At 68.4% G+C, this 25,416-nt stretch carries 33 protein-coding genes; 29 read left to right on the top strand and 4 right to left on the bottom strand.

Features of this window, described 5'->3' with window-relative positions; all coding sequences use genetic code 11:
* Positions 1-2: 2 nt before the first annotated feature.
* The 3 genes from H4696_RS48795 (at position 3) to H4696_RS48800 (ending at position 1,503) form a co-directional block, all read left to right on the top strand.
* Positions 3-422: a DUF6069 family protein gene (locus H4696_RS48795; protein ID WP_086855981.1), complete on the top strand. Its 420-nt coding sequence runs from the start codon at positions 3-5 to the stop codon at positions 420-422.
* Between the two features lie 522 nt (positions 423-944).
* Entirely contained in the window at positions 945-1,073 is a 129-nt protein-coding gene (locus tag H4696_RS51030; RefSeq protein ID WP_264086344.1) for a hypothetical protein, read from the top strand.
* 55 nt (positions 1,074-1,128) lie between these two features.
* Positions 1,129-1,503: an integrase gene (locus H4696_RS48800; RefSeq protein WP_086855982.1), complete on the top strand. Its 375-nt coding sequence runs from the start codon at positions 1,129-1,131 to the stop codon at positions 1,501-1,503.
* A gap of 441 nt (positions 1,504-1,944) precedes the next feature.
* Here H4696_RS48800 and H4696_RS48805 read toward each other — a convergent pair whose 3' ends face one another.
* Positions 1,945-4,011, bottom strand: a complete 2,067-nt coding sequence (locus H4696_RS48805; protein WP_192782967.1) for a sel1 repeat family protein — start codon at positions 4,009-4,011, stop codon at positions 1,945-1,947.
* A gap of 632 nt (positions 4,012-4,643) precedes the next feature.
* Between H4696_RS48805 and H4696_RS48810 the strand changes: the two genes are divergently transcribed.
* From H4696_RS48810 to H4696_RS48820, 3 genes are all read left to right on the top strand, one after another.
* Positions 4,644-6,053 (top strand): AAA family ATPase, encoded by a 1,410-nt coding sequence (locus tag H4696_RS48810; RefSeq protein ID WP_086855984.1) that lies wholly within the window; start codon positions 4,644-4,646, stop codon positions 6,051-6,053.
* 704 nt (positions 6,054-6,757) lie between these two features.
* A complete protein-coding gene (locus H4696_RS48815) occupies positions 6,758-7,387 on the top strand; it encodes a GNAT family N-acetyltransferase (RefSeq protein WP_249026814.1) in 630 nt (209 codons plus the stop codon).
* Positions 7,388-7,442: 55 nt separating this feature from the next.
* Positions 7,443-8,333 carry an aminoglycoside phosphotransferase family protein gene (locus H4696_RS48820; RefSeq protein ID WP_249026815.1) on the top strand — a complete coding sequence of 297 codons (891 nt, stop codon included), beginning with the start codon at positions 7,443-7,445 and terminating at the stop codon, positions 8,331-8,333.
* Here H4696_RS48820 and H4696_RS48825 read toward each other — a convergent pair.
* Positions 8,293-9,708 carry an NsdA family TPR-like regulatory protein gene (locus H4696_RS48825; protein WP_249026816.1) on the bottom strand — a complete coding sequence of 472 codons (1,416 nt, stop codon included), beginning with the start codon at positions 9,706-9,708 and terminating at the stop codon, positions 8,293-8,295. The two genes, H4696_RS48820 and H4696_RS48825, sit on opposite strands and share 41 nt — an antisense overlap.
* Positions 9,709-9,845: 137 nt before the next feature.
* On the opposite strand from H4696_RS48825, the gene H4696_RS48830 reads away from it, so the two are divergent.
* Positions 9,846-10,040 (top strand): hypothetical protein, encoded by a 195-nt coding sequence (locus H4696_RS48830; protein WP_086855985.1) that lies wholly within the window; start codon positions 9,846-9,848, stop codon positions 10,038-10,040.
* Here the strand turns inward: H4696_RS48830 and H4696_RS48835 are convergent.
* Positions 10,037-10,363: a GntR family transcriptional regulator gene (locus tag H4696_RS48835; protein WP_086855986.1), complete on the bottom strand. Its 327-nt coding sequence runs from the start codon at positions 10,361-10,363 to the stop codon at positions 10,037-10,039. The genes H4696_RS48830 and H4696_RS48835 overlap by 4 nt on opposite strands.
* Before the next feature lie 114 nt (positions 10,364-10,477).
* Here H4696_RS48835 and H4696_RS48840 point away from each other — a divergent pair, with 114 nt between their 5' ends.
* The 22 genes from H4696_RS48840 to H4696_RS48945 all read left to right on the top strand — a co-directional run bounded on the left by H4696_RS48840 (position 10,478) and on the right by H4696_RS48945 (position 22,169).
* Positions 10,478-10,741, top strand: coding sequence for a hypothetical protein (locus H4696_RS48840; protein WP_086855987.1), 264 nt, complete (start codon positions 10,478-10,480; stop codon positions 10,739-10,741).
* A 1-nt stretch (position 10,742) separates the two neighbouring features.
* Positions 10,743-11,240: a hypothetical protein gene (locus H4696_RS48845; protein WP_086855988.1), complete on the top strand. Its 498-nt coding sequence runs from the start codon at positions 10,743-10,745 to the stop codon at positions 11,238-11,240.
* Positions 11,237-11,473, top strand: a complete 237-nt coding sequence (locus H4696_RS48850) for a hypothetical protein (RefSeq protein WP_086855989.1) — start codon at positions 11,237-11,239, stop codon at positions 11,471-11,473. Before H4696_RS48845 ends, H4696_RS48850 begins: the two co-directional genes overlap by 4 nt.
* A gap of 118 nt (positions 11,474-11,591) precedes the next feature.
* Complete coding sequence (locus tag H4696_RS48855) at positions 11,592-12,278, top strand: hypothetical protein (RefSeq protein ID WP_086855990.1); 687 nt, start codon at positions 11,592-11,594, stop codon at positions 12,276-12,278.
* 57 nt (positions 12,279-12,335) lie between these two features.
* Positions 12,336-12,491, top strand: coding sequence for a hypothetical protein (locus H4696_RS48860; RefSeq protein WP_158104258.1), 156 nt, complete (start codon positions 12,336-12,338; stop codon positions 12,489-12,491).
* A gap of 40 nt (positions 12,492-12,531) precedes the next feature.
* On the top strand, positions 12,532-13,041 hold the full coding sequence (locus H4696_RS48865; protein WP_086855991.1) for an NUDIX domain-containing protein: 510 nt from the start codon (positions 12,532-12,534) through the stop codon (positions 13,039-13,041).
* Positions 13,042-13,092: 51 nt separating this feature from the next.
* Positions 13,093-13,302, top strand: coding sequence for a hypothetical protein (locus H4696_RS48870; protein ID WP_086855992.1), 210 nt, complete (start codon positions 13,093-13,095; stop codon positions 13,300-13,302).
* 113 nt (positions 13,303-13,415) lie between these two features.
* Positions 13,416-13,628, top strand: coding sequence for a hypothetical protein (locus H4696_RS48875; RefSeq protein WP_086855993.1), 213 nt, complete (start codon positions 13,416-13,418; stop codon positions 13,626-13,628).
* Between the two features lie 119 nt (positions 13,629-13,747).
* The gene (locus H4696_RS48880; RefSeq protein ID WP_086855994.1) at positions 13,748-14,152 is read left to right on the top strand and encodes an SsgA family sporulation/cell division regulator; all 405 of its coding nucleotides are present in this window, start codon (positions 13,748-13,750) and stop codon (positions 14,150-14,152) included.
* Positions 14,149-14,349, top strand: a complete 201-nt coding sequence (locus tag H4696_RS48885; protein WP_086855995.1) for a hypothetical protein — start codon at positions 14,149-14,151, stop codon at positions 14,347-14,349. Before H4696_RS48880 ends, H4696_RS48885 begins: the two co-directional genes overlap by 4 nt.
* Positions 14,350-14,380: 31 nt before the next feature.
* Positions 14,381-14,602, top strand: coding sequence for a hypothetical protein (locus tag H4696_RS48890; protein WP_225958357.1), 222 nt, complete (start codon positions 14,381-14,383; stop codon positions 14,600-14,602).
* 2 nt (positions 14,603-14,604) lie between these two features.
* A complete protein-coding gene (locus tag H4696_RS48895) occupies positions 14,605-14,835 on the top strand; it encodes a hypothetical protein (protein ID WP_169734788.1) in 231 nt (76 codons plus the stop codon).
* The gene (locus H4696_RS48900; RefSeq protein WP_086855996.1) at positions 14,835-15,149 is read left to right on the top strand and encodes a hypothetical protein; all 315 of its coding nucleotides are present in this window, start codon (positions 14,835-14,837) and stop codon (positions 15,147-15,149) included. Before H4696_RS48895 ends, H4696_RS48900 begins: the two co-directional genes overlap by 1 nt.
* Positions 15,142-15,462: a hypothetical protein gene (locus H4696_RS48905; RefSeq protein WP_192782968.1), complete on the top strand. Its 321-nt coding sequence runs from the start codon at positions 15,142-15,144 to the stop codon at positions 15,460-15,462. Before H4696_RS48900 ends, H4696_RS48905 begins: the two co-directional genes overlap by 8 nt.
* Positions 15,459-15,770 carry a conjugal transfer protein TraH gene (locus H4696_RS48910; protein WP_192782969.1) on the top strand — a complete coding sequence of 104 codons (312 nt, stop codon included), beginning with the start codon at positions 15,459-15,461 and terminating at the stop codon, positions 15,768-15,770. The genes H4696_RS48905 and H4696_RS48910 overlap by 4 nt, the downstream gene beginning before the upstream one ends.
* A complete protein-coding gene (locus H4696_RS48915) occupies positions 15,767-17,062 on the top strand; it encodes a sulfite exporter TauE/SafE family protein (protein WP_086865258.1) in 1,296 nt (431 codons plus the stop codon). The genes H4696_RS48910 and H4696_RS48915 overlap by 4 nt, the downstream gene beginning before the upstream one ends.
* A gap of 109 nt (positions 17,063-17,171) precedes the next feature.
* A complete protein-coding gene (locus tag H4696_RS48920) occupies positions 17,172-19,415 on the top strand; it encodes an FtsK/SpoIIIE domain-containing protein (RefSeq protein WP_086865257.1) in 2,244 nt (747 codons plus the stop codon).
* Positions 19,416-19,758: 343 nt separating this feature from the next.
* Entirely contained in the window at positions 19,759-19,959 is a 201-nt protein-coding gene (locus H4696_RS48925; protein ID WP_086865256.1) for a hypothetical protein, read from the top strand.
* Between the two features lie 71 nt (positions 19,960-20,030).
* Positions 20,031-20,261, top strand: coding sequence for a hypothetical protein (locus tag H4696_RS48930; RefSeq protein ID WP_086865255.1), 231 nt, complete (start codon positions 20,031-20,033; stop codon positions 20,259-20,261).
* Between the two features lie 117 nt (positions 20,262-20,378).
* Positions 20,379-20,804, top strand: coding sequence for a hypothetical protein (locus tag H4696_RS48935; RefSeq protein WP_086865254.1), 426 nt, complete (start codon positions 20,379-20,381; stop codon positions 20,802-20,804).
* Positions 20,805-20,984: 180 nt separating this feature from the next.
* Complete coding sequence (locus tag H4696_RS48940) at positions 20,985-21,371, top strand: hypothetical protein (protein WP_192782970.1); 387 nt, start codon at positions 20,985-20,987, stop codon at positions 21,369-21,371.
* A 144-nt stretch (positions 21,372-21,515) separates the two neighbouring features.
* Entirely contained in the window at positions 21,516-22,169 is a 654-nt protein-coding gene (locus H4696_RS48945) for an HNH endonuclease family protein (protein WP_192782971.1), read from the top strand.
* 168 nt (positions 22,170-22,337) lie between these two features.
* On the opposite strand, the gene fxsT is transcribed toward H4696_RS48945, so the two are convergent.
* Positions 22,338-25,184 (bottom strand): FxSxx-COOH system tetratricopeptide repeat protein, encoded by a 2,847-nt coding sequence (fxsT, locus tag H4696_RS48950; RefSeq protein ID WP_192782972.1) that lies wholly within the window; start codon positions 25,182-25,184, stop codon positions 22,338-22,340.
* Positions 25,185-25,416 lie beyond the last annotated feature (232 nt).

Consider the following 25,416-nt stretch of genomic DNA (forward strand, 5'->3'; position numbering starts at 1 on the left):
CGATGTCGACCACCGCCGCCCTGTCCCCGGCCACGGCTCTCCGCCTGGGGATCGCCGTCGTGGCGGCTGCTGCCGTCAACACTGTCATCGCTCTCGCGGCGTCCGCCCTCGACGACGGTGGTATCGGGATGGGCCTCAACCCCGAGGCCTACCTGCCCGCGACGGTCCTCGGGCTGCTCGTAGGCGCCGCCGGCTGGGGCCTGATCGCCCGCCGCCACCCTAAGGTGCTGCGGATCGTGGTGCCCCTCGTCCTCGTCTTGACGTGGATCCCGGACGTGCTCCTGCTGACCGCGGGCGCGACCGCCGCCAACGTAGCCGGGCTGATGCTGATGCACCTGACCGTCACCGGCGCGGTCGTCCTCGCCCTCCGCCCGACTCTGCGTGCGCCGGACGCGACGTCGCCGGCACCCCACGCGGGCTGAGCGCTCGGCCGCGAAACAGGCGCACGCTGTTGCGAGTCGTCAGCGTTCGCCGGGTCGTGCCCGTCTCCTGTGCCGACGCCCGGCAGCTGTGCGTCGACCGTCGCCGGCGGCGCGCCGGCTCCGTCCACGTAGATCGAACGCCGGGCGACTTCGCGCAGCTGCGGGGACACCCCAATGTCGTGCCGTAGCTGAAGAAGTTCAGCTGTAGGTGATGTGGGGCGCACCGGGGGATGGTGTTGTAGGTGATGCCGCCGTACTGGACGACGGTGGGCGCCGCTTGAATGGCACCGACGGCTGGACGGTCCAGGTCGACCCGTCCCTATTCGCCGGCGTGACTGCGGCAATCGGTCCATAACGGACAGTTGAGTGGGCCTCGCTGGCGAACCCGGCTCCGCCACCCACGCCCCCGCGCAAACGCGCATTGTGGTCCTCACGTTCACGGCGGTCCGGCAACGGCGGATGTGAGCGAGTGCTATCAGCCGATCCGATGGAGGTGACCGCCGTGCACGGCGAGAACGACGAGTGGCCCGCTGGTCGGGCCCGCGCGGCTCGACTGGGTACGGCGAGCAGTTCGAGTTGCGCTGGCTGGCCGACGAGGCAGCGGCAAAGGTCCGCCTCGAGGTGTTCCACGGCGGGGCGGAGTCCGCTTAGGACAGTCCCTCAGTTGTGTGACCCGCGGCGGCGGGGAAAGGGAGAAGTCCGCACGGTGTCGTCCCCGCCGCCGTTGACGGCGATCGTGCACACGCACCTGACCACGCTCGGCACGGCGGCCGACGGGCGGCTATTCCGGAATCTGACCGGGGGAGACCTGGCCGAATCCACGATCGGCCGGGTGTGGGACAAGGTCCGGAAGGGCGCGCTCTCAGGGGACGAGTACGCCTCGCCGTTGGCGAAGCGTCCCTACGACCTTCGGCACGCCTGTGTGTCGACCCGGCTGGCCGCCGGGGTGCCGTCTACGCAGTGCGCGGAGTGGACCGGTCACTCGGTCGCCGTGCTGCACGAGATCTGCGCCAAGGTCATCGCCGGCCTGGAGTCGGTGGCTCACGACCGCATCGAGCGGGCTCTCGGCTGGCAGGGCTGACGGTCGGTAGCTGGGGGCGCATGGGGGGTGGAGGGCCGTACACGGCCGGACAGCCCCGGACGCAACTGGACCAGACAAGTGCGGCCCCCGCCCAGGTTCTGCCTGGTCAGGGGCCGTTCTCCACAGGTGCTCGCGAGTGCCCCCGGTGAGATTCGAACTCACACTGGACGGGTTTTGAACGGATCGTGAAACTGCTCTTTGACCTGCATAGCGGCCCTGCTCTGTCTGGTCTTGGGGGTGTATTGGGGGGCGGAGGCCTCTTATCACTCCGGCGCATCCCCGCTGTGTTCCAGGGCCCGGAGGTCGGAGGCGGGGTTGTCGGAGGTGATGCGGGCGCCAGGGTGGTTGTCGCCGAGGAGGCGTTTGGACTCAGCCGACGGCCGGCGCCTGGGCAGACGCGCCGACCGTCGGGGGCTTTCGAAGGGCCGAATTGCGTGCTGCCTATTCGGCTTCGCGCCCGTCTTGCTCGTCGAGCAGGGCTTCGGCTTCGCGCCCCGGCTGCCTGCTGAGCAATATTCTCAGGTTGAACAGTGCTCCGGTGTTGCCCGCGGCGGCGGCGTCGCGGAAGGCCTGTTCGGCTTCGGCTTCGCGCCCCGGCTGCTTGCTGAGTAGTACCCCCAGGTTGAGCAGTGCGCTGGTGTTGCCCGCGGTGATGGCGTCGCGGTAGGCCTGTTCGGCCTCGGCTTCGCGCCCCGGCTGTTCGTCGAGCAGTACCCCCAGGTTGAACAGCGCGTTGGCGTCGCCTGCGGTGTCGGCGTCGCGGTAGGCCTGTTCGGCTTCGGCTTCGCGCCCCGGCTGCTTGCTGAGTAGTACCCCCAGGTTGAGCAGTGCGCTGGTGTTGCCCGCGGTGATGGCGTCGCGGTAGGCCTGTTCGGCCTCGGCTTCGCGCCCCGGCTGTTTGCCGAGCAGATTGCCCAGGTTGAACAGTGCTCCGGTGTTGCCTGCGGTGTCGGCGTCGCGGTAGGCCTGTTCGGCTTCGGCTTCGCGCCCCGGCTGTTCGTCGAGCAGATTGCCCAGGTTGAGCAGTGCTCCGGTGTTGCCCGCGGCGGCGGCGTCGCGGTAGGCCTGTTCGGCTTCGGCTTCGCGCCCCGGCTGCTTGCTGAGCAATACCCCCAGGTTGAACAGGGCACCGGTGTTACCCGCGGTGATGGCGTCGCGGAAGGCCTGTTCGGCTTCGGCTTCGCGCCCTGGCTGTCTACTGAGCACTACCCCCAGGTTGAGCAGTGCGTTGGTGTTGCCCGCAGCGGCGGCACCGCGGAAGGCCTGTCCGGCCTCGGCTTCGCGCCCCGGCCGTTCGCCGAGCACTACCCCTAGGTTGAACTGCGCGTCGGCGTCGCCTGCAGCGGCGGCGGAAATGAATGCCCGTTCGGCGACGTCGCGGCGGCCGGCGACATAAGCGGTAATGCCGACGCGGAAGTTTTGCATTGGGGTGAGCGCGGTGGTGACGATGGTCCAGGTGGTGTCACTGACGGGGCCGGTGAGCGGCGCAGCTGAGTCGATATGGGTTTGTTGGGTGCGGTCGAGCAGGTAGTCGGAGGCGAGGTAATGCTGGTCGGAGGCAGGTTGCAGGCAGGAGCTGGCGCCGAGGACCCGCCGGGTGGCCCAGCGCAACCCAATGTCGAGTGAGGGCAGGTCGGCGCGATTCCGCCAGGCGGGCGGCAAAAACTGGGTGTGCAGGTCAGCTAGCAGCGCGCTTGGGACGGGATCGTGGTGTCCAGCGCGGCGGCAGTCGACCGCCGCGCTGATGAGGGCCTGGCCGCGGATGAACTCGGGCGTCTCGCCGGTGCTCCAGCGGTCCATCATCGCCACACCAGCCGCTAGGTACTCGGCGAATCCTTCCTGAGCGGCGACCGCATGTCGGACCCGGGCGTCGCGTTCACCAACCTCGGCAGCGCGGGACCGCTCGCTTTCGCTGAGCGCCGCAGCAACCGCGATTCGGCGGCGACCACGGACCCTGGCGAGAACCTCTACCGCCGCTTGGTCGATACCCGTCCCGGCGTCAGTGCTCGGGTGAGCAGCGGCGTCAACGTGAAGGGCGAGTTGCTCATCGCGCATCGTCGCAACCACTGCGACCCCAGAACTCCCAGGCGGGCACAGCCGCTGCAACAGCCCGACGTCGAGGCCGGCGGCACTGAGGTAGCGTTCGAGGTCGTCGAGCCAGAGCACCGTATCTGCCAGATCCACACCGGCGTCAACGATCGCCCGCAGCGCCGGGCCACTGTCTGGGACGAGTAGCTTGTGGTCGGGGCGTAGCCGGCGCAGTGCCTCGGCTGCCGCCCGAGACTTGCCGACCGCTGCTGGGCCGTGTAGCAGCACCATCCCTCCAGCATGGATGGCCCACTCCAGGTCTTCATCGATGTCTCGAGCGACGTAGGGAGGAAGATCGGAGCCGTCCTCGGCGTGGGTATCGATCGCCGGTTTCACCCGCAGGTCGAGCAACCCTACTTCCGACACCACGGGCAGCTCACCATCGATCAGGTGCAGCGCTCGCCCGACCAGCAGATTCATCGAGCGTTCCGACTCCGCCGGTGGCACGACCGGTCGGCCGTGCATCCACCGCCATAACCCGGGAACGCCCAGAGCCAGAGCAGCTACGATCCCCGCGGGCCAACTGAGCCCCTCTAACACGTTGCGCACAGGATGCTGATCGGTCAGCAGCCAGCCCGGAAGACCGAAGGTTCCCACCGCCCACACCAACGCGGCCACCGCACCGACTACCACCGCGATTCTCGGCCACCGGCGAGACTCCACTGCATTGCCTCCCACCTCGCCCGCACCTCCGCGCGGTCATCTACCGCTCTTACTGTCGCACCTGACCCCCGTCGTGCTACGCGACCACAGCGAAGCCGAGCGCCTCAGCTCCGATCAGTAGGGCATGCGATGTTCGGCAGCCGGTCCGACATGGGCTGGATCATCGACTGAACGCACCGCCCGGGCCGAGTGCGGCATGTTCCGACTGAACGCCGCTTCGCGGGCCTGAGCGGGCTGCTGCCGGTCGTTCGCGGTGCGTGGGGCACCATCAAGCCCACTAGCGGCACCAGACCGCCACCGTGACGGTGAGGGGTTAAAGCTGGTTAGCGCTCGCATCTGAGGTCGACTACGTTAGCGTACGGCAGACGCAAGCAACCCAAAGAGGCAAAATGAAGGTGACGCTCCGGAACCTTGGCCCAGTCAACACCGCCGAGGTGCATATCAAGCCTTTGACTATCTTTGTTGGGCCGAATAATTCTGGCAAGTCTTTTACTGCATCAATGCTTTATGCAAGCCTGAGTCCGGCCAACCTCTCGACTTCGCTGCCGCCGCAGATTATCGCACGCCAGTTGCTGAGAATACTTGGCGAAGAAATGGTCACTTCGGCGGTCGCTTTTCTGGCGGATCATCGCGTATCTGAGATGGTTTCCGAGGACTGGCCAGCGGAGTTTCGCGAAGTCTTCGAGCGTGCAGCCTTGTTTGTGCTTAGTGACTACGCCTTCTCGGTAGCTACAGATTTGGAGAGGATATTCGGCACCGAAGCTGCGGACTTGCGCCGAATGAGTTTCAGGCAGCATGTTGCGGGTTCTCTAACTATTGCAAGCGATACTCCGAAGTGGGACATTAGGATCGACTTTAGAGCCGCCGGTCCGAGCGTTCATATTAACTCGCCTAGAATCGATGATGTGCTGCCGCTCGTGGCGAGCAGAAGGTGGCCTAAGAGGGCTCGGGCAAACCCGGAGCTTGCGAATATTACCGGTTACTTGCGAGATTTTGTTGGTGCCGTCAAGGCGGCGATATTCGCGAACGTCCCGAACCATACTAAATACCTACCTGCTGCCAGGTCGGGGTTGATGCATTCACATAAAGTTATTTCTGGGTCACTGATTAGGCAATCCTCGCGCGCGGGCTTGCAAGACATGCGGATACCCGCAATGAGTGGTGTTGTGACCGACTTCCTTAGTGAACTTATCGAGATTGATGCTCACTATACTGGCCCCTTTTTCCCTATGGCTCGCCGTCTTGAGGATGAGGTCCTGCACGGGACCGTACAACTGGAGGATGTGCCCAGTAGCTCGACCGAGATTATGTTTCATACGGTCACCGGATCTTATCCTTTGACTCGCACATCTTCGATGGTGTCCGAGTTGGCTCCGGTTGTGGTGTATCTCAAGAGTGTATTGCGAGAACGTGACCTTCTAATAATCGAAGAGCCTGAGGCCCATCTTCATCCCGAGACTCAGGTGACGCTTGCTGAGATCCTTGTGCGCCTTGTGAATGCTGGCCTGAAAGTCTTGATCACAACGCACAGCGAATTCTTCCTGCAGCAGCTCAATAACTCAATAGTGGCTGGTAGTGTGCAGCACCATAAGACGCCAGACCTTGTGGACGAGAAGACTGCTATTAGCGCTTCGGATGTTGGTGTCTACTTGTTCGCACCTACCGACCGCGGGACCCTCGCTGTGGAGCAAGCTCTCGATGAACGGGAGGGCGTTCCGGACGTCGGCTTTGACCTTGTCTCGGAGAGGCTTTATAACAGGAACGTCGAGCTCGATGGGTGGCTCGATGCGGAAGAGTAAGCTGCCGAGTCTCGCGATTGCGCATCGTAGTTGCTGTGCTGTAACAAAGTTTTCAGAAGGGAAATGTTCTGTCTCCCTGCCTAAGCGTGAAGACAAATGGATATGTATATCGGGATCAAAGTATCAAGATAACCACTCCCTAAAAGGGAAGCTAAGTGATCTCTCCCTGCTATGGCTTCGAGATCAAGACCTTTCCTGCATTGCGCTTGAACTCAAAGGGGGTGGCGCAAGTGTAGATCACGTTCAAGAGCAACTGCAAGGCGGCGCTGACTTGCTGATGATGTTGTCGGCGGACTGTAAGGAGGTGAATTTCTCCCCTGTTCTTGTGCATAATCACGTGTCAACGATGCAAACTCGACGACTGGCGAAATTGTCGGTTAAATTCCGAGGTAGAAAATATCCAATTAGACTTTTGCGATGTGGCTACAGTGTGATGTCACTGGCCTAGCACCAGCACGCCCCCGCCGAGTGCCCACGGCACCCACGGCCAGTCGGCCAGCACCCCGAGCACCAGCTCGGCCACGGCCGTGTCCGCCAGCAGTGGCCACCGGGCGGCCCGCTCGATCGCCGCCTACCGTGCACGCCGTGCCTGATCGCGCTGCATCGCCCGGCGGCCGGCTTCCTCCCACTTGTCGAAGATCGTTCCCTCACCCGTGCCGCCAGGATGCACGCTGAGCTGCAACGATGCCACTATTATCGAACACGTGAGCGAGCGAAAGTGGCTGAATGCGACACCGGACACGATCGAGCCCGACGACCTGCCGGTCCGCTCGCAGCGCGCCCACGTCTGGTGTCTCAACCGCAAGCACCGGATGACGCTCGCCAATGGCGGGAGCGGCTACCACCACGGACTCCGGCTGTCCAAGCAGCTGTGCGTCCGCTGCTGGGCACGTCATCAGCCGCGAGCCCGGTGGCTGGTCGTCGACCACGCCACGCCGATACCTGTGGAGCAGGCCGACCAGGCCGATGACCGCGGGGCGAGAATCCTGGTGGTCTCCCGCCGGCCAGCTGTCCGTGCCGGGGTCGGACGGCTTGAGGTGCGGGTACGCGGCGACGTTGTCGCGGTCGCCGACGTCCAGCTGTGCGGCGTCGACCACCGCGGGGTCGTCCGTCATATCCAGGTGGACCCTGCCCACCGGCGGCGCGGGTTCGGCACGCTGCTGCTGGACGCTGCACAGGCCCGCGGCCCCGGTTTCCACTGGTCGACCATCCGGCTTGACCAGTCCGAAGACGCGCAGGATTTCTGGGCCTACCAGGATCCCGAGGAACCTCTGCACCTGGGAGAACCGCACTACTGCACCCACATGCGAGAAGCCAACGGCGAATGGGGCTGACGGGCAGGGGTACCTACTACTGTTGAGATCGCCGGAGCACGAGGAGGGGACGAGAGTGAGTCAGACCGAGGGTTTGACCAAACAGGCCGCGCACGAGGCGATGGAAATCGCCTGCGGGAAAGTCGATATCGACGCGACCAGCGCCGAACTGATCAGACTGGGTTCCAATGCAGTGTTTCGGCTGAACGGCAAGGTGATCGTTCGAATCGCACGGGACAAGGGCAGGTTCACTGATGCCCAGCGGCAAGTGGATGTTGCCCGGTGGCTGGCTGCGGAGGACTACCCGGCAAACAGGGCTCTCGATGTGCAACAGCCAGTGGACGCGGTCGGCTACCCGGCGACTTTCTGGGTGTCAGTCTCCGAGAAGGAGGAATACGCAACGGTTGCGCAAGTCGCATCAATCATCCGGGACCTCCACGAGCTTCAACTGCCCCAATCGTTAAAGCTTGAACATTACCGCCCGTTCGCCGAAATGGCGGAACGGTTGGCTGGCGCACGCTCCCTCTCGAATGACGACAGCGCATTTATACGGGAACGTATCGAAGAATTGTCCAACCAATACGATAAGTTGCGCTTTCCTTTGCCGGAAGGGCAGATTCACGGCGACGCGAATATTGGAAACGTCATCCTTTCGCGGGATGGACACCCTTGCCTTATCGATTTAGACAACTTCAGCATTGGGCCGCGGGAGTGGGACTTGGTGCAGACTGCACTCTTCTACGAGAGGTTCGGTTGGCACACTGCTGACGAATACCGCGATTTTGTCAATGTCTACGGATTCGATATTATGGCCTGGACTGGATACGAAACGCTTGCAAGCTATCGCGAGATTGCGATGACGCTTTGGCTTGCTGCAAATGACTCGGAAGAGGCGGCGGCCGAGGTTCACAAGCGCGTTAATGCGATCAAGACAGGCGGAGACCGCCGCGACTGGTCTGCCTTCTAGTGTCCCGGGTCGTCCAAAGACGAGTTTCCGACACCTTCTCCAGAAAGTCCGACGATTCCACAGAATGTCCTAGACGAGTGAGGCGCGCTCGGAATTCATCGACATATATGCCACATCGAGCAGATTTCAAAGATTCACCTATCTTGATGGCTCTAAGTGCGACGTCGCACGCCTGTGTCAAATCACCGTTGTCTAGGTGTGAGTCGGCGAGCACCATAGTGGCGAAGAAGTCGCTTCGTACGTAGCCGCTGACTGTCGGGCCGAGCGACTGTGCGGCGTATGTGACGCCATCGCTGGCGCGACCTAAATCCCGATTGCAGTGACCGAGTTCGGCGGCCAGTTCGGCCTCATTGAAGTAAGAGAACCAGTCGGCGGGGTCATTTTCTGGGTCGCGCTTCTCAAATTCGCTTACCGCTGCCGACATGGCCTTGTCGCACCCGGAAGCGTCACCGAGACGTGCTAGTGCTCGTGCCTCCATTGCGAAAAAGTGGGCTGCCGCGCTGTGTGACCCCGACAGCGTAGTGCCCATTCGAGCCGATCTCGCAAGATTCGCAGCCTCTTTGTATCGGCCGAGAAAGTTTGCTTGATGGCTCATTGCGTCAAGAATGCTCGCGCCCAGCAGGCGGTCGCCGGCACTTTCTGAGATCCCCAAGGCCTGGATAAAGTATCGCTGCCCGAGCCCGTGCAAACCGGCGTCATAAGACATCCAAGCACCGAGCAGTGTCGCTTGGGCTGCGGCCCTGTAGAGATCTCGCCTCAGCTCGACATTCGTCGTTGAACCACCCAGGAGCCCAACGAGGTCAGTGCGCAGAAACTCGATCAACGCACTGCGCGCGTGCGCTCCCCCATGTCTGCCGTCAAGTTCGTCGAACATCGCAGTGGTGTCCTGAATGCCCTTAATATCGGCTTCACCGACCTTGCGCTTGCCCGTATCGCTCAACACGTCGTCCCGCGTTGACACGAGCCAGGACAAGGCGGCTTCATTCCACGCCGCGGCGTTCACCGGTGCGTCAACGAGCACGGACATACCGTCGAGGTCGGCCTGCCACAGTCGCGATGCGGCGAGAACGCCATCGGCCAAGCGATCCGGGTAGTCAAGTCCAAGGTCGGCTCGGACCTTCTGCGCCTTGCCGAAGCCGACCTCATCTAGCTCGATCCGCCGGCCAAGGCGCTGAGCGAGCGCGGCTGTGATCGCCGTCCGCGTCTTCGCGTCTCGCGGCACCATCCCGTCAAGCCAACGGCGCACGTAGGTGTGCGTGTACGTCTTCCCTGCCTGCTGACCGACCGCCCGAGCGAAGACCTTCAGGCCGACCGACCCGTCTTCGCGGAGGTAGCCCGCCTCCAGCATCAGGGCCTCTAGCTGATTGTTAGCCACTCCTCGCCTCCCCGACTGAGTGCGCCCCCAGTGTACGAGTGTGCCCCCCAGTGTGCCCTGTTCGCGCAGCTCAGGGGCCTGTTTCATGGAGTCACCAACATCAACCAGCCGAACCGGCCCGGCACTCAGGAGTCGCAATGTCCAAGAACCCGTTCAACATCAAGTCCAGTGGCGGTTCCCTGAAGAAGCTGATCATCCTCGGCCTGGCGCTCGGCCTGCTGACCTTCGTGATCAAGGCTCCCGTCGAGGCGGCTGGAGCTGTCGACAGTGCCGCCAGCCGCGGAAGCGGTGTCCTCGACAGCGTGATCCAGTTCTTCCGGGCACTCGGTTAGGGCCGACTCGGACGGTGCTCCAACGCTTCAACGCGCTCACGTAGGGCCGCCAGCTCGGCCGCCAGCCGTGCAAGTGTCAGCGGCTCAGCCTGCTTGGCGGCCTCGGTGACAAATACCCCGATCGACTGCCGCGCGACCAGCCGCCCCTCGTCTTGCAACACCTTCAGCGCCCGCTGGATCGTGGCGACTGCGACTTCGTACTTGCTAGCCAGGTCGCGGTGCGTGGGCAGCTTGTCGCCAGCCTTCAGCCGCCCTTCCAGCATGTCTTTCCGGATCGTGGCCGCCACTACCTCGAAGGGCGCTTGCCCTGCGGAGCTGTCCATGGCACCAGCGTAGTCCGCTTAAACCAGCTTGGGCTAGTTCACCCCATCGGCGTATCGCGGTATTGAACTAGCTTGAACTAGTTTGAATGAGTCAACGACGAAAGGATCCACGCAATGAGCACCACCCGCCCCAGCCGCCGCCAGATCGAGATGCACGCGGCCGACCTGGACTTCGACTACTTCGCCGACACCACCGGCCTGGCCGGTGACAGCGTCCTCGCGCAGAACTTCGACAGCTTCGGTGCCTTCACCGACCTGGTCGGCCTCTACGCGGAGATCGCGGAGATCGAGGAGGAACTGGCCTTCCTCGACGCGCCGGTCGCCCCGGTGATCGCGCTGCCGATCGCGGCAGCGCGCGAGCTGGGGGAGGTGGCCTGAAATGACCACGTCGACCGTTCGAGGGCTGGCGCTGTTCGCTGTGTTGCAGGCGACGTTCGCCGACATCCACCCGATGTGTGACCAGTGGCTGCAGTCCAGCGAGGACGCAGCGGGCAAGGGCAAGCCGGGCCGCGAGGGTGCCCAGCACTGCGCCCGCCACGTGGCCAGCTACACCGCCGGGCAGGTCGCCGCCGCGGTCGCGGTGACCCGGGTGCTCGGGTTCCGGGTGCCGCTGCGGGCCCTGGCCGCCGGGACCCTGCTCAACGCGGCCACGCACTACGTGATCGACCGCCGCGAACCGCTCAAGGCGATGGCGCGGCTGGCCGGGAAACAGGGCTACGTCGAGCACGCGACGGTCCAGCGCCGCGACGGCGTCATCGACACCGCGGGGCCGGGGACCGCGCTGACCGAGCTGGACCAGGCCGCGCACCGCGCCATCGGGGTGGCCGCCTCGCTGGTCACCACCTGGATCGCCCTGCGCCACGGGAGGAAGTCATGACCGACCGCCTGTTCATCCCGGCCCCGTTCTTCGAGCTGCTGGCCACGATGCCGCCCGCCACGGCCATCCGCGAAGACCGCGCGCACTGGCTGGACGTCGCCTACCACACCGCTGTCGGCGCGCTCTCCGGTCCGCACGGGCTGACCGCGATGCGTCTGGCCCGCGTCTTCAAGACCGCCCTTCGAGCCACCTACGACGAGAGCGCAGCCGGACCCTCGGCCCTCGAGGCCTGATCCCCAGCACCACCCCGTTTCCGCGCCTTTTCCGCGCACCAAGTCAGCACTTCCGCTTTCGCCCCAGGGCAGCGCCATGCCTGCTCCCGGCCCGGGGCCCAGCTCGAAAGGACCGCTCATGAACGCCACGCCCACCACCGCGCTCGCGGCCCGGTTCACCGCCCTGGCCGACACGCTCACCCGCAACGCCGACCTCCTCGCCACCTCCGGTCTCCCGGAATCCGTGACGAACGTCCGGGTCACGGTCTACGGCGACGTCGCAGCCCAGCTGCGGGTGCTGGCCGCCGACGAGCAGGCCCGCGCGGCGGGCAACCCGCTGGTCCTGGTCACCGAGGACACCGCGGCGAGCGTGGCGCGACGGTTCGAGCTGCTGGCAGGGCTGCTGGCCGCCAACGCCGCCGTTCTGACCCGCTACACCCGCGACGTGGTGATGCACCAGCGGGCCGGGGTCTACCGCGACGTCGCCGCCCACGTCCGGTTGCTGGCCGCCGCCGAACGGGAGGCCGCGGTTCGCTCGCGCACCAGCCGGCCGCCGCTGTCGAACACCGCGCCGCTGACCCCGGTCGTGGCGAAGGCCGCCGCCCGGGCGCCGCGGGTGCGGGCGGAGTTCCTGGAGGCCCTGGTGACCGCGGTCGCCAAGCGCCGCGGTCAGGGCTGGTCGGTGGCGCGGCTGGCGCTGTGGCTGCGCACGAGCCTGCGCGACCCGCAGACCGAGGCCGTGCACCCGTGCGCGCAGCGGTCGTTCGTCTCCTACCTCACCGCGCTGCTGGACACCGCCCCCGGCCGCCAGCCGGCCGCCGCCTGAAACGCCGCTCGCCCTGAGTTTTTGTCCGTCCACTGTGGAGATCGGAGTTGGAAAGTCATGGCCAAGAAGGATCACATGGTCGAGATCTGGACCGCCAGCAAGAAGAAGCCCGACGTCGTGTGGGTGACCGAGGACGAGGCCCGCACCTACGACGAGCTGCCCTTCACCAACCCGCAGGTGACCGCTATCCGTGTCACCCCGCCCCAGCGCTGAACCCCGCCCTGTTCCACCCGCCAGGAAAGGAGTTCCGCCAATGTCATGGATCGGCTCGCTCGCGGCGAAGATCGCGGCACGGTTCGACGACCGGAGCCCGGTGTTCTACGCCGCGGACATGGCCGCGTTCACCCACCGGCGCGGGGAGTGGCACGTGCTGCTGATCCGGCGCCGCTGGCGACCGCACCGGGGCAAGCTCGCGCTGCCCGGCGGCCACGTCGAAGCCCGCGAGAACTCTGTGGACGCCGCGGTGCGGGAGCTGTGGGAGGAAACCGGGATCGTCGTCCCGGCCGACGTGGTGGTCCGCCTGGTCGGGGTGTTCGACGAGCCCGGCCGCGACTCCCGCGGGCACTACGTCTCCGCCGCCTACGGGGTGATCCTGCCCGGTGCCGACGACCCGGTCGCCGCCGACGACGCCACCGAAGCCGACTGGATCCCGGTCCGGGTGGCGCTGCGGGCGGCCGCGCGGGACGGGCTCGCGTTCGACCACGACGGCATCCTCGCCGGCGCGATCACCGCACTGGACCTGTACGGCCCGCGGCACCGCTGACACTCCCGCCGCGGTTCATCCCTCATTCCGTTCCAGTAAAGGAGTTCTGTCATGGGTTTCCTGAAGAAGGCCATCGCCGCGTTCGACGCCTCGGCCGAGTGGGCCGCCAACCGAGACAACACGTACGTGGTCGCGAGCACGAAGGGAGTCAACACCACCGCCAAGAGGACGTGCGTCGGGTGCAGCAAGAAGGCCAAGCCGGGGTTGCTGCACTGCGGTGCCAATCGCTGCGCGCTGGCCTCGGCCAAAGTCCAGTTCTGAGTGTGCCCCGGCCCGGCGGCCCCAGCCGCCAAGCAAGTTCCGCCGGGTCGGGCCCGCTTCCTCGTCCACCCCGTCACACCGCTGGTGTGGCGCGCGAGCACAGGGAGATTCCAGTGCGTGCCACGTACACGTTCACGGTGCCCAAGGTCGATCTCGCGGACTTCAACCCAGGTCACGGCACCAACACGGTCAGGCAGGAAGCCGGCTGGCTGCGCCAGACCTACGGGGTGTCGGTGCGCACCCGCGTCATCGGCAACGACGTCGAGTTCTTCGTCAGCGGCAAGGCCCGCGCGATCGACGACATCTGGAACCTGATGAATACCTAGCGGGGCCCCGGCCCGGCGGCCCCAGCCGCCAAGCAAGTTCCGCCGGGCCGGGCCCGCTTCCCCACAACCCAGCCCGCCACACCGCTGGTGTGGCGCGCCTTCACGGGAAAGGAGTCCCGATGCTACCCGCACCACGTGGCGAGCGACGCCCGATCTACACCGTCAGCACCCACGTCATCATCGAGGGCCGAGAGAAGCCCGCCGACCTCGATTTCTACCCCGAAGACCCCTACGCCGTCGTGCTGGTCACCTGTTTCCGGCGGTGGGTGTTCGCCCGCGAGCTGCTGGCCGGCGGGCTGCTCGAACCCACCGGCGACGGCGACGTGCACATCAGCCCCGACACCGGCGGCGACCCGGCCCTGATCGTCATCCGGCTGTCCTCCCCGGACGGCACCGCGGAGCTGCGGATGCCCCGCGGCGCCGCCGAACGCGCCCTCGACGAGTTCGACGGCATCGTCCCGGCCGGGACCGAAACGATCGACTGGGAGACCGAGTTCGCCCGGCTGGCCGGGGAGGACGCATGAGCCGCACCGTGGCCGACCTCAGCCCGATCGTGGCGCCCGGGGACACCGTCTACGTCGCGCTGCTCAACGCCGACGGGACCCCGACCCGTACCGGCTACTCCGCGGTCGTCGGCCCGGACGGCGACTACACCGGCCGCGCCAAGGTGACCGCCGGCCGCGCCCGGGTCGAGACGGTCAACCGCCCCGGCCGCCGCTGAGGCCGTCACTGTCCGGAAAGGACATAGCGCCGTGACCGAACCCCGCAAGTACCCGATCCCCGCACCGGAGGACGACAGCCGGTTCACCTTCGGCCTGATCCTCGACGTCGCCGACGTCCTGCACCGCCACGGCTACCCGAAGATCACCTCCGGCGACGACTACGTCGCGCTGCAACAGGCGGTGTTCCGGTTCCTCTACACCATCCCGCCCACCGACCCGGCCGGGCTCGACCCGGCCACCGAGGAGTGCTGACCATGACCGGACCCGAGCACTACAAGATCGCCGCGAAGCTGCTCGCCGGATCCAACCAGAAGGTGACGCCCTGGGGCGACACGGATTGGGTCGCGCCAACGCCGGAGGCAGTAGCGCGTGCCCAAGTGCACGCGACGCTCGCGCTGGCCGCCGCCACCGCCGACGCCGGAGTCATGCACATGACCGCCGACGCCCGCACGACGTGGCACGAGGCCGCGGGGGTGAAGCGGTGATGTCCACACCGGACCCCCTGCCGCCGAACCCGACCGCCGCGCTGCTGGGCAGGCTGCTGGAACGCAACGGGACATGGGCGCTGCTGCGCATCTTCGCGGCCCTGGCGCTGTTCCTGGTCCTGCACCTGATCCGCATCCCGCTCGTGCTGCTGGCGCGGATCCTCGCGGGGGTGATGGCCCGCCTCGACGGCTACGCCACCACCCACGTCACCCGCGAGCCGGCCGGGCCGATCAACCACTACTTCGACCCGCACACCACCCACCCCCACCCCGCACCGGCGGGGCGAATGCACTGGGAGGCCGCACATGCCTGAGCACAACGACCCCGCCCCGGCCGCCCCGTTCGTGGCCGAGACGGTCGCGGCGGCGGCGATCCGCTCCGCGCGCCGCGCGGACATCCGCGACGCCCTCGGCGACATCTTCTCCGGGCTGATGTTCATCGGCCTGGTGTGGCTGTTCAACCGGGCCGCGTTCGGCACCTGGGTGCCGCTGTGGCCGCTGGCGATGCTGGCCGGGGTGGTGCTGCCGGAGATCGGCCGCGCCGCGCTCGACCTGGCCGCCATCGCCACCGGCCGCGCCGTCTACACCGCCGAGCCCGCCGACACCGAGCCCTGGGAGGCGCCATGACCGACCGCTGCCGCACCCGCCAGGAGACCGCGGTCGCGTGGACGACCGCGCACGCGGCCGAGCTGGCCGGCGTCGGGCTCCCGCTGATCGGCGGTCTGGTGTTCACGCCGTGGCTGGACCTGGTCTCGCTGGTCGCCGCGGCGCTGTGGGCGGCGAACGAGTTCCGGCTGCGCCGCACCACCGCCACCGCCCGCCAGGCCGCGGTCACCGCCGCCCCGGCCCGGCCCGCACTGGCCACCACCACCGACCACACCGGCAGCGAGCCGTCGCCGGGTGAGGCCGGTTCGCGCAGGGAGGTGACCCGATGAGCTGGATGAGCGAGCGGGCCGAGCAGGCCCGCGCCGACCGCGCCGCCACCGCGGAGCAGGACCGCGAGAACAGGAAGCTGGAGTTCGAGCAGCGGCTGCGCCTGACCGAGCTGCAGATGTCCAAGACCCGCGAGGACAAAGCCGAGAACCGCGCGCAGCGGGAGAAGGCCCGCGCCGACCGCGCCGCTCGAGTAGCGGCGGTGCGGGCGTGGGCGGGCCGGCACGTGGTGGATCTGCTGATCTACCCGCTGATGCTGGTCTCCGCGGCCATCGCGGTCCCGCTGGCGGCGCAGTGGGGCGCGGCGACGCTGGGGCACGCCGGTGCGCTGCTGCCGGTGCTCTCGGAGTGGGGCATGGTCGCCTTCTCCATCGCCGTGCACGTCTCCCGCGTCCGCACCCCCGACCGGCCGGTGTGGGCGCTGCAAACCGGCACGTGGGTGTTCGCCGCGGTCGGGTTCGCCATCGCCGTGATCCGCGGCATGACCGACCCCCGTGGCGGCGGCTTCAACCTCGGAGTCGTCATGGGGCTGGTGTCGGTGGCCGGGGTCGCGGCGCACCAGCTGGTGTCCGCGGCGCCGCGCCGGTCGCCGGCCGAGCGGGCCGCGCGCAAGGTGGCCCGCCAGGAGCTGGCCGAGTCCCGCGCCGCGCTGGCCACCCGCAAGGTCGCCGCCGCGCGGGTGGACAAGGCCCGGCGGGCGGCGATCGCGGCCGCGGTGGCCGAGGTCGACACCGACGGCACCGCCCGCCTGGTCTTCGCCCCCGGCCGCTACACCCTCCGCCGCGGGAAGCTGCTCCCGGCCGCGGTGCCCGGCCTGCCCGTCGACCCGCCCGGCGAGGACGAGATCGGGACGGCGGTGGCCGAGGAAGCCGCCGCCTACCTGGCCGGGCTGCACTTCCGGCGGATCAACGAGCACCCGGGGCAGGAGACGACCCCGCCGGGCAAGGGGGAGGGGCCCGGCGGGGTCGCCACTCTCGACGGTAAGCGCCCGCCGGCCGCCCCGCCGATCCCCGAGCAGGACGCCACCCGCCCGGAGGAGCCCGGCACGCCGAAACGGGACCGCGAGGTCCCGGCCGCCCGCAAGCCCGCCCCGCGGCGGACCGCGCGGGCTCGGGTCGCCGAACCCAAGCGCCGCACGATCGAGCAGCTGCGCGAGGAGTTCCAGACGGCGCTGGCCGACCGGCCGGCGGGGTTCGACCCGGACAACGGCGAATCGATCCGCCGCACCCTGCGGTGCGGCAAGAAGTTCTCGGTGCAGTTGCGCGACGACTACCGCGCGGGCCGCATCGGCTGACCCCCTTCCCGCACACCGCCGGGCAGGGCCACCCACCCCGCACCCGGCGGCGGTGATCCGGCCCTGCCCGCGGTCTGCGCGCCCCTCTCGACCGCAAGGAGCACCGGCCATGAACCCCACCGACCACGACGACGAGAACACCACCACCGACACCACGCCCACCGTGAGCGCGGCGCCGGCCGGGGAGCTGGCCACCGTGCACCACCTGCCCGCCCGCCCCGAGGGCGGCCCGGCGATCGAGGGCGAGATCGTCACCGAGGAAGAGTGGCGGCTGCTCAACGACCAGAAGGCGCAGCGGGACTGGCGCTATGCCGAGTACCGCCGCCAGGGCGCCGCGGTGGTCAAGGCCACCCGCACCGCGGTCACCCACGACAAGACCATCGCGTCGGCGAAGTTCGCCGGACGGCACGCCGCCTACGTCCTCGGCGGCGCCGGGATCGTGGCCAAGCGCGCGTGGGAGGCGTCCACGAACTCCCGCTACGAGCGGCTGATCCGCGCCGCCGAAGCCCGCGGCGACGGCGAGGAGCTCAAGCACTGGGAGGAGCGGGCCGAGCTGGCCAAGGAGAAGCGGCACCGCCGCGCGATGGACTGGCTGGACGCCCCGGTCAAGATCGGTAAAGCGCTGCTGCTCGGGGCGCTGGTGGCGATCGTGGTCCTGTTCGGCATCGGCTGCCTGCTGGCCGTCTCGTTCAAGGACGCCGCGATGATCGGGGCGCCGTTCGGCGCGGTCGCCGACCTGGTCCGCTGGGTCACCATCGCCATCTCCGTGGCGTGGGGCCCGCTGCTGCTCGCCGCCCCGTGGCTGGGACTCGCGGGGCTGCACCACATCGGCCGGCGCGCGGAGGCCACCCCCGGCTGGCTGGCGCGGCGCGACGGCGGTACGACCGGGCAGTCCACGCTCGTCACCGCGGACGGGATCGTCGCGGCGCTGCGCCACCTGGGCATCCCGGCGATGAACAAGGCGATCAAGGACGGGTGGACTCCGCGGTTCGAGCTGAACCCGACCCGGGAGGGCTCGGGGGCGTTCAAGGGCTACCGGGCGATCGTGGACCTGCCCATGGGTGTCGCGCCCACGATGGTCGCCGACCGCCGCGAGGTCCTGGCCAAGAACCTCAACCGCAACGCGGTCGAGGTGTGGGCCTCGGACTATGGACGCGAGAAGGGCGGCAAGGCCGGGTACCTGAACCTCTACGTCGCGGACTCCGGCGTGATGGACAAGCCGACTCCCGAGTACCCCCTGCTGCACGACGGGTCCACCGACGTCTTCGCCGGAGTCCCGATCGGGATCACCCAGCGCGGGGACGTGGTGTCCATCCCGATCAACGGGTCCAACGCGGTGTTCGGCGGGCAGCCTGGCCAGGGAAAGTCCAACGCGGTCCGGGTCATGGTCCTGGGGGTCGCGCTGGACCCGCTGGCCGAAATCCGGGTCCACGTCTTCGCCATGAACGGCGACTTCGACGCCTACGAACCCCGCCTGTCCAGCTACGAGAAGGGGGCGACCACCGAGCACGTCGAGTCCGCGCTGGCGCACCTGGAACAGCTCTACGCCGAAGTCGGACGCCGCGAGGGTCGGCTGGCCGAACTCGGGGCCAAGAAGCTCACCCGGGCGATCTCCGAGCAGCACGACGACATGCGCCCGCTGTTCGTCGGGTTCTCCGAGTGCCACGAGCTGTTCGGCCACGGCGAGTACGGCAAGCAGGCTGCCGAGCTGGCGGTCAACATCGTCAAGCGGGGCCGCAAGACCGGCGTCTCGACCGTGTACGACACGCAGTCGTCGCGGGCGGACGCGATCCCGTCGCAGCTGGTGGAGAACGTCGGGGCGAACGGCTGCTTCGCGGTCAAGACCTGGCGCTCCAACGACGGGTTCCTCGGCGACGGGTCGTTCGCGGCCGGGATCCGGGCCACGGAGCTGCGGTTCAACGTCGACCGCGGCACCATGATCGCCACCGGCATGACCGACGAGCTGTTCGAGATCGTGCGGACGTTCTTCGTCGAGGTCGACGACGACCGCGGCTGGGACGCCGCCGCCGACGTCATCGCCCGCGCCATGGCCCAGCTCAAGCCGGGAACCCCGGTCGCCGGCTCCCAGCCGGTCCGGGAGCTGGAAAGTGGTCGTGACCTGCTGGAAGACGTCGCCGAAGCCCTCGGCGAGGAGGAGAAGGCCAAGGCGACCGACGTCGTGGCCTGGCTGCGCCAGCTGGCCCCGGAGTACCGGCCGTACCAGGCGCTGAACGCGGACAAGCTGGCCGCGCAGCTCGGGGAGCTGGGGGTCAAGGTGACCAAGGTCGGGGTCCTCACGGTGTACACGGAGCGTGTTCGTAAGGCGCTCGCTGAGCGGCCCGCCGACGTGTAGGGAGGGAATCCGCCCGCACTCCCCGCAACCCCGCTCTCGCGGGGTGCCGGGCGGGCGGATTCCCTCCGTTCCCTCGTTCCCTCCGGCCGCATCGCTGCTGATCAGCCGTAGGGAACGCGCTGATCAGGGCGATCAGGGAATTTTCCCTAGCCGAGCCCGGATTCCCTAGCTCGCTCCCTTGCCGATCCGCGCTCCCGCACATCTGCACATTGTCACTTTAAGTCACATTTCGGGGAGGATTCGCCGCCCCGTTGCCCGCCGCCGGACCGACGAGCTGCTGCGCCATCGGCCCGGCGGTTTCCACCTGCCCGAAAGACCGTTCACCAGCAAAGGAGTTCACCCGATGAAGACCGTCCAGTTGCCCATCCAGGAGATCACCAAGGGCTGCGTCGTCCAGGCCGCCGACGGCGACTGGTGGCGCGTGACCGCCACCGACGTCGACCTCGACACCGGCACCGTCGTGCTCACCACCCGGCACACCGGCGACGGCCGGAAGGGCTGGATCCAGGGCGCCGTCGGCGACCAGCGCACCGTCCGCAGGTAACCCGCGCCCGCGTCTCGCCGCGACACCCCTTCCACCTGCCCTAACCCGTTTACCGGCAAGGAGAACACGCTATGTCCGACGTTCGCTTCACCGTCACCAGCGACAGCTACCGCGAGTCCGGGAACCGCGGGGACGCGGTCCAGGCCTGGCAGACCGCCCGCGAGTCCGCGATCAAGAAGTGCTTCGACCACCACCCCACGGAGCCGGTCACGATCACGGTCGGGAAGAGGGAAATCACCGCGATGAACCGCGCGAACCTCATCTACGAGGTTGACCGGCAGATCCGCGACGCGAAGCGCTGACCCCCGCCGGGCTCGTGCGGCGGGGCCTTCACCACGCGTCCATGGCCGCCCGATCCGCGCGGCCCACGTCCCCGCGTGACCAAAGGAGCTTCGCCCGCTGAATCTGGGAGGTTCGCCATGGGCTTGTTCAGCAGCAGCAGCGCCGCCACCCGCGAACACAAGGCCGAACGCGAGCGGCAGGAGACCGAGGAGTTGCTGGCGCTGGCCGCGCACGAGATCGGGCACACGATCGGCTGCGCCGCCGCCGGGATCGAAGTCCGGGACGTGCGGCTGTGCAAGGACCGCGGCAAGGTCACCTGCGCCGACATCGACCTGACCGACCAGGCCAAGGTCGACGGCGGGCTGGTGATGACGCTGGCCGGCTGGGCCGCCGCAGCGGAGTGGGCGCACCGCCACCACGGCAAGTCCCGCTCGGCCGCGCTGTCGTGGGCGCGCGGCGGCGCCCGCGGGGACTGGTCGGATTTCCGCCGCATGAAGCACCACGGCTCGCACGGGTCCGGCTGGTACGAGCAGGCCGCGCAGAAGCTGGTGCGCGCCAACTGATCCCGCATCGAGCGCGACACCCACGAGCTGATGCGCACCGGCCGCCTCCCGGGCAGCCACTTCAACTAGCGCCTCGCCCGTCCCGGTCCCGGCCGGGCCGCACGGCAGGCCACCTGAGCCCCGTGCGGCCCGGCCGCACCACACCCGTTCTCGACGTCTGGAAAGGACGGTCACACCGTCATGCCCGAATTCCTGCCCGCTCCCGATCCCGCCGCCACCGACCTCTACGCGTGCCTGCGGGTGCACGGCCCCACCGTGCTGACCGACGACACCGGCGACGTCCTCGCCGTGGGCGTCACCCGCCCGGCGCTGGCCGCGCAGATGATCCGGACCGCCGCGCCCACGCTCGACATCCCCGTCCCCGACCGGACCGACGCGCAGACGTTCCGGCTGCGCTGGTTCGCCTACACCCACCCCGCCCGCCCCGGTGACCCCGTGACCCGGCCGGCGTCCCCGGGCGAGGACGGCGCGTTCCCCGCGGTGATCTGGCGCGCCGCCGACCAGGCCCGCGCCCGCACCACCCGCGACGCCGCCCACGCCGCGACGGTGCTGGGGGTGGCGGCATGAGCAAGCCCCCGACCCGCCCCAAGGCCGTAACCGCGGCAACGCCGACATGGCCCGCCCCGGCGGCACCCACGACGCCATCCAACGCGGACAGGAAGCCGTCAACGACGCCTGGGCCGCCCACCGCCGTGCGGAAAGGAACCGCCGATGAACCGCGCCCTGACCGCCCTCGCGGTGGCCGCGACCGTGGCAGCCGCCCCGGCCGGCTGCCACCACACCACGCCCACCGCGCCGGATCCCGTGGCCGCCGACGTCGGCGGCCACCCGGGGACCGCCCGCACCGACGTCGCCGCGGTGCGGGTGCAGCTGGCCGGGCTGACGGTGTCGGCCGAGGACACGGGCAACCACTACCGCCGCGCCGACTGGCCGCACTGGGACCAGACCGGCGGCGGCTGCGACGCACGCGAGAACGCGCTGCGCACCCAGGGCCGCGCCGTCACCACCGGCCCGGGCTGCCGGATCACCGGCGGCACCTGGGTGTCCCCCTACGACGAGGTCACCGTCACCAACCCCGCCGGGCTGGACATCGACCACATGGTGCCGCTGGCCGAAGCCGCCCGCTCCGGCACCCGCGGCTGGTCGCTCGCGCAGCGGGAGCACTACGCCAACGACCCGGCCGTGCTGGTCGCGGTGACCGCGAAGTCCAACCGCGCCAAGGGCGACCAGGACCCAGCGCGCTGGCTGCCCGACCTCGACCGGTGCGGCTACGTCGCCCGCTGGACCACGGTCAAGCACGCCTATCGGATGATCGTCGACCGGGCCGAACGCGCCGCCATCACCGCCGTGCTCAATCGCTGCTGACCAACCACGACACCAGAAAACTGAGTCCCTCCTCGAATCGCCGACGCCGCGCAGTCCCTGCATCAGGAACGGATCGTCGTGGCCGACCTCGACCAGGAGCGCACTTACGCCCTCGCCCGCCGCTGAGCAGCCCTCGGCCACGACTGAGCAGAATCAGTACCTCCGGACCTACGAGGGGGTGTTGGGGTGGTCGTCGCCGAGGATGCGGCGGCGGCGGGCGAGGGCGTCCTCGTCCAGCTCGCGGGCCCTTTCGTGCTCACCCAAGTTCCTGAGGTCGATGGCGAGGTTGTGGACGGAGGTGAGGGTGTCGGGGTGGTCGTCGCCGAGGATGCGGCGGCGGCGGGCGAGGGCGTCCTCGTCCAGCTCGCGGGCCCTTTCGTGCTCACCCAAGTTCCTGAGGTCGACGGCGAAGTTGTGGACGGAGGTGAGGGTGTCGGGGTGGTCGTCGCCGAGGATGCGGCGGCGGCGGGCGAGGGTGTCCTCGTCCAGCTCGCGGGCCCTTTCGTGCTCACCCAAGTTCCTGAGGTCGACGGCGAAGTTGCTGGTGGAGAAGAGGGTGTCGGGGTGATCCTCGCCGAGGATGCGGCGGCGGCGGGCGAGGGTGTCCTCGTCCAGCTCGCGGGCCCTTTCGTGCTCACCCAAGTTCCTGAGGTCGACGGCGAGGTTGTGGACGGAGAGGAGGGTGTTGGGGTGGTCGTCGCCGAGGATGCGGCGGCGGCGGGCGAGGGTGTCCTCGTCCAGCTCACGAGCCCGCTGGTGCTCGCCCAACCTCCTGAAGTCCGCGGCGAGGTTGCTGGCGAAGACGAAGGTGTCGGGGTGATCCTCGCCGAGGACGCGTTTGGAGCGGGCGAGGGCGTCCTCGTCCAGCTCACGAGCCCGCTCGTACTCGCCCAACTCCCTCAGGTCGATGGCGAGGTTGCAGGCGGAGAGGAGCGTGTCGGGGTGGTCGTCGCCGAGGATGCGGCGGCGGCGGGCGAGGGCGTCCTCGTTCAGCTCACGAGCCCGCTCGTACTCGCCCAACTCCCTCAGGTCGATGGCGAGGTTGTGGGCGGAGAGGAGCGTGTCGGGGTGGTCGTCGCCGAGGATGCGGCGGCGGCGGGCGAGGGCGTCCTCGTTCAGCTCACGAGCCCGCTCGTACTCGCCCAACCTCCTGAGGATCATGGCGAAGTTGTTGGCGGAGAGGAGCGTGTCGGGGTGGTCGTCGCCGTGTGCTTCTTTGACGAGTGTGTACGCGCGTTCCTGCAAGGGCAGCGCAGCACGGAAGGTGCCTCGAGCCTGGAGGTAAATACCGGCGTGGTCGAGCAGGTGAACAACCTCTGTCGTCAGATTTAGAGGAGCGCGCTCAGAGGCGCAAACAGCGAGCACATGGGGCAGGAGTGCTTGCCAGCGGGGCCAGATCGCCGGGTTGTTCCACGGGTGGTCGGGGAGCCCGGCGTACAGCAGGCGGACCGCGATGGCGGGCCAAGTGGCGTCCTCGTCGTCCTTGGCCGTGACGTCGTGGCGGGTGCGGTCTCGCAGCAGAGCGGCGGGAACACGGTGGAGCTGGATCGTGGTCGTGGTGACCTCGGCCATCCCGCGGCTGCGCAGGGCTGCCGTGACCTCGGCAAAGGCCAGCGGGTCCCGTGCGGCGGTTCCAGCCTCGCCGACCTGGTGGGTGAGCAGAGTGAGCGGCACCGGTTCGGGACCCAACCAGGCCACCAGAGTCAAGGTGTTTAGCGCGGCGGGATTCTCGCGGCCGAGCTGGCCGAACGACACCGTCCACGCCGCGGCCACCGAGACGGGGTAGCCGCTGCCCTTCTCGCGGCGGGCCATGAGTTCATTGGTGCGCTCGGCGTGCAGATCAAGGTAGGTGTCGGCGCTCCAGCCGGTCGTCGCCAGCAGGCGGGCGGCTTGGTCGACGGCCAGGGGCAGGTCACCGAGGGCGTCGGCGATGCGATCAGCGTCGGGTTCGGTGAGCCGGCTACACCGGGATCGCAGCAGGTTGACCGACTCAGAGCGGATGAACTCCCGCACCGGCAGCGCGGCGCCGACATCGTCCCAGTCGGGGGTGCGGGAGGTGATGATCACGTGCCCGCCTCCGGCCGGCAGCAGCGGTCGGAGGGCGTCGGGGTCTTCGGCGTTGTCGAACACCACCAGCCACCGCCCACGTGACCGCAACGCCCCGGACAGCAGAGCCAGCGCACCTGCGGTCGAGTCCTTCTCGGTGGCGACATTCAAGGTCCGGGCAAGGTCGGCGAGGTGCCCGGGAACCAGGGACGGGTCCTCCGACGGGACCCACCAGGCCACGTCGTAGTCCTCGACGTGACGGTGGGCGTACTCGATCGCCGTGGTGGTCTTGCCGACCCCGCCCATCCCGTTGAGCGCCTGCACCACCGCCGGCTGCCCGGAACACAACGCCGCCCGCAGCCCGGTCAGCAGCTCGTCGCGGCCGGTGAAGGTGACCGTGCGGGCGGGGATGTTCCAGATCCGGCCCGCGGGCATCGACTCCTGCTGGGGTCGGGCGAGCTGGGTCAGCGCCTGGAAGAGCTTGATTTCCAGCTGGGCGGGTGAGGACACCGCGGTGACGGTGAGGCCGCTGTCGTGCAGCCGCTGCCGGAACGCCTCCTGCTCGCGGCCGTAGTCCAGGTCCCGCGTCAACGCTGGCGGGCCTTCGGTGTCCTCGGAGAGCACGAAGACCAGCCGTTGCATGCCCGTGTCGGTGGCGGTCTGGAATTCCTGCTCGGTGTAGGACACCTCTGGCCGGTCCCGGACCGGCATCCCGTACCGGAAACCCGCGATCAGGACATAGATGTCGGCCTCGGCCAGCATCTCCCGATCCAGCTGCTCCGGGGCCGCGTCGCGGGCGGTGAAGTCCTCCATGTCCACCACCGCGTCGCCGGCCTTGGCCACCGCCGCCTTCGCCGCCGTGACGAACGACCGTTCCTTCGGCCACTCGTCCAGCTCTTTGGTGTGGCTGAGGAACACCCGCCGCGCCGGCGGCTGCTGCCCGTGCCCCTCGGCAGATTCGACCGCCAACACCTGCTCCCTACGCCGCCATCACTGAGAAAAGAGTCTCCGCGTTTCAACCGAGTGTTACGGCATCGGGGTCGCTTCGGCGCCCCCGATCGCGCTGACCTGCATCAACCCGGGCGACTTCGGCGACACCACGCTCGACTGCCTGAGAGCGAGGCCCGCGTGATCGCGGGCGCCGAAGCGAGCATCCCAAGCCGTGCGCCCCGGCTCGGGGAGACATGGGCGACTTCGCGAG

Source organism: Amycolatopsis lexingtonensis, assembly GCF_014873755.1.
GTDB lineage: Bacteria > Actinomycetota > Actinomycetes > Mycobacteriales > Pseudonocardiaceae > Amycolatopsis > Amycolatopsis lexingtonensis.

Bases quoted from the DNA above. Each gene is read 5' to 3' on its own strand.
- H4696_RS48795 (WP_086855981.1), top strand. From the start codon at position 3: ATGTCGACCACCGCCGCCCTGTCCCCGGCCACGGCTCTCCGCCTGGGG.
- H4696_RS48805 (WP_192782967.1), bottom strand. From the start codon at position 4,011: ATGAATCTGCTGGTCGGGCGAGCGCTGCACCTGATCGATGGTGAGCTG.
- H4696_RS48810 (WP_086855984.1), top strand. From the start codon at position 4,644: ATGAAGGTGACGCTCCGGAACCTTGGCCCAGTCAACACCGCCGAGGTG.
- H4696_RS48830 (WP_086855985.1), top strand. From the start codon at position 9,846: ATGTCCAAGAACCCGTTCAACATCAAGTCCAGTGGCGGTTCCCTGAAG.
- H4696_RS48835 (WP_086855986.1), bottom strand. From the start codon at position 10,363: ATGGACAGCTCCGCAGGGCAAGCGCCCTTCGAGGTAGTGGCGGCCACG.
- H4696_RS48840 (WP_086855987.1), top strand. From the start codon at position 10,478: ATGAGCACCACCCGCCCCAGCCGCCGCCAGATCGAGATGCACGCGGCC.
- H4696_RS48845 (WP_086855988.1), top strand. From the start codon at position 10,743: ATGACCACGTCGACCGTTCGAGGGCTGGCGCTGTTCGCTGTGTTGCAG.
- H4696_RS48850 (WP_086855989.1), top strand. From the start codon at position 11,237: ATGACCGACCGCCTGTTCATCCCGGCCCCGTTCTTCGAGCTGCTGGCC.
- H4696_RS48855 (WP_086855990.1), top strand. From the start codon at position 11,592: ATGAACGCCACGCCCACCACCGCGCTCGCGGCCCGGTTCACCGCCCTG.
- H4696_RS48860 (WP_158104258.1), top strand. From the start codon at position 12,336: ATGGCCAAGAAGGATCACATGGTCGAGATCTGGACCGCCAGCAAGAAG.
- H4696_RS48865 (WP_086855991.1), top strand. From the start codon at position 12,532: ATGTCATGGATCGGCTCGCTCGCGGCGAAGATCGCGGCACGGTTCGAC.
- H4696_RS48870 (WP_086855992.1), top strand. From the start codon at position 13,093: ATGGGTTTCCTGAAGAAGGCCATCGCCGCGTTCGACGCCTCGGCCGAG.
- H4696_RS48880 (WP_086855994.1), top strand. From the start codon at position 13,748: ATGCTACCCGCACCACGTGGCGAGCGACGCCCGATCTACACCGTCAGC.
- H4696_RS48885 (WP_086855995.1), top strand. From the start codon at position 14,149: ATGAGCCGCACCGTGGCCGACCTCAGCCCGATCGTGGCGCCCGGGGAC.
- H4696_RS48895 (WP_169734788.1), top strand. From the start codon at position 14,605: ATGACCGGACCCGAGCACTACAAGATCGCCGCGAAGCTGCTCGCCGGA.
- H4696_RS48900 (WP_086855996.1), top strand. From the start codon at position 14,835: ATGTCCACACCGGACCCCCTGCCGCCGAACCCGACCGCCGCGCTGCTG.
- H4696_RS48905 (WP_192782968.1), top strand. From the start codon at position 15,142: ATGCCTGAGCACAACGACCCCGCCCCGGCCGCCCCGTTCGTGGCCGAG.
- H4696_RS48910 (WP_192782969.1), top strand. From the start codon at position 15,459: ATGACCGACCGCTGCCGCACCCGCCAGGAGACCGCGGTCGCGTGGACG.
- H4696_RS48915 (WP_086865258.1), top strand. From the start codon at position 15,767: ATGAGCTGGATGAGCGAGCGGGCCGAGCAGGCCCGCGCCGACCGCGCC.
- H4696_RS48920 (WP_086865257.1), top strand. From the start codon at position 17,172: ATGAACCCCACCGACCACGACGACGAGAACACCACCACCGACACCACG.
- H4696_RS48925 (WP_086865256.1), top strand. From the start codon at position 19,759: ATGAAGACCGTCCAGTTGCCCATCCAGGAGATCACCAAGGGCTGCGTC.
- H4696_RS48930 (WP_086865255.1), top strand. From the start codon at position 20,031: ATGTCCGACGTTCGCTTCACCGTCACCAGCGACAGCTACCGCGAGTCC.
- H4696_RS48935 (WP_086865254.1), top strand. From the start codon at position 20,379: ATGGGCTTGTTCAGCAGCAGCAGCGCCGCCACCCGCGAACACAAGGCC.
- H4696_RS48940 (WP_192782970.1), top strand. From the start codon at position 20,985: ATGCCCGAATTCCTGCCCGCTCCCGATCCCGCCGCCACCGACCTCTAC.
- H4696_RS48945 (WP_192782971.1), top strand. From the start codon at position 21,516: ATGAACCGCGCCCTGACCGCCCTCGCGGTGGCCGCGACCGTGGCAGCC.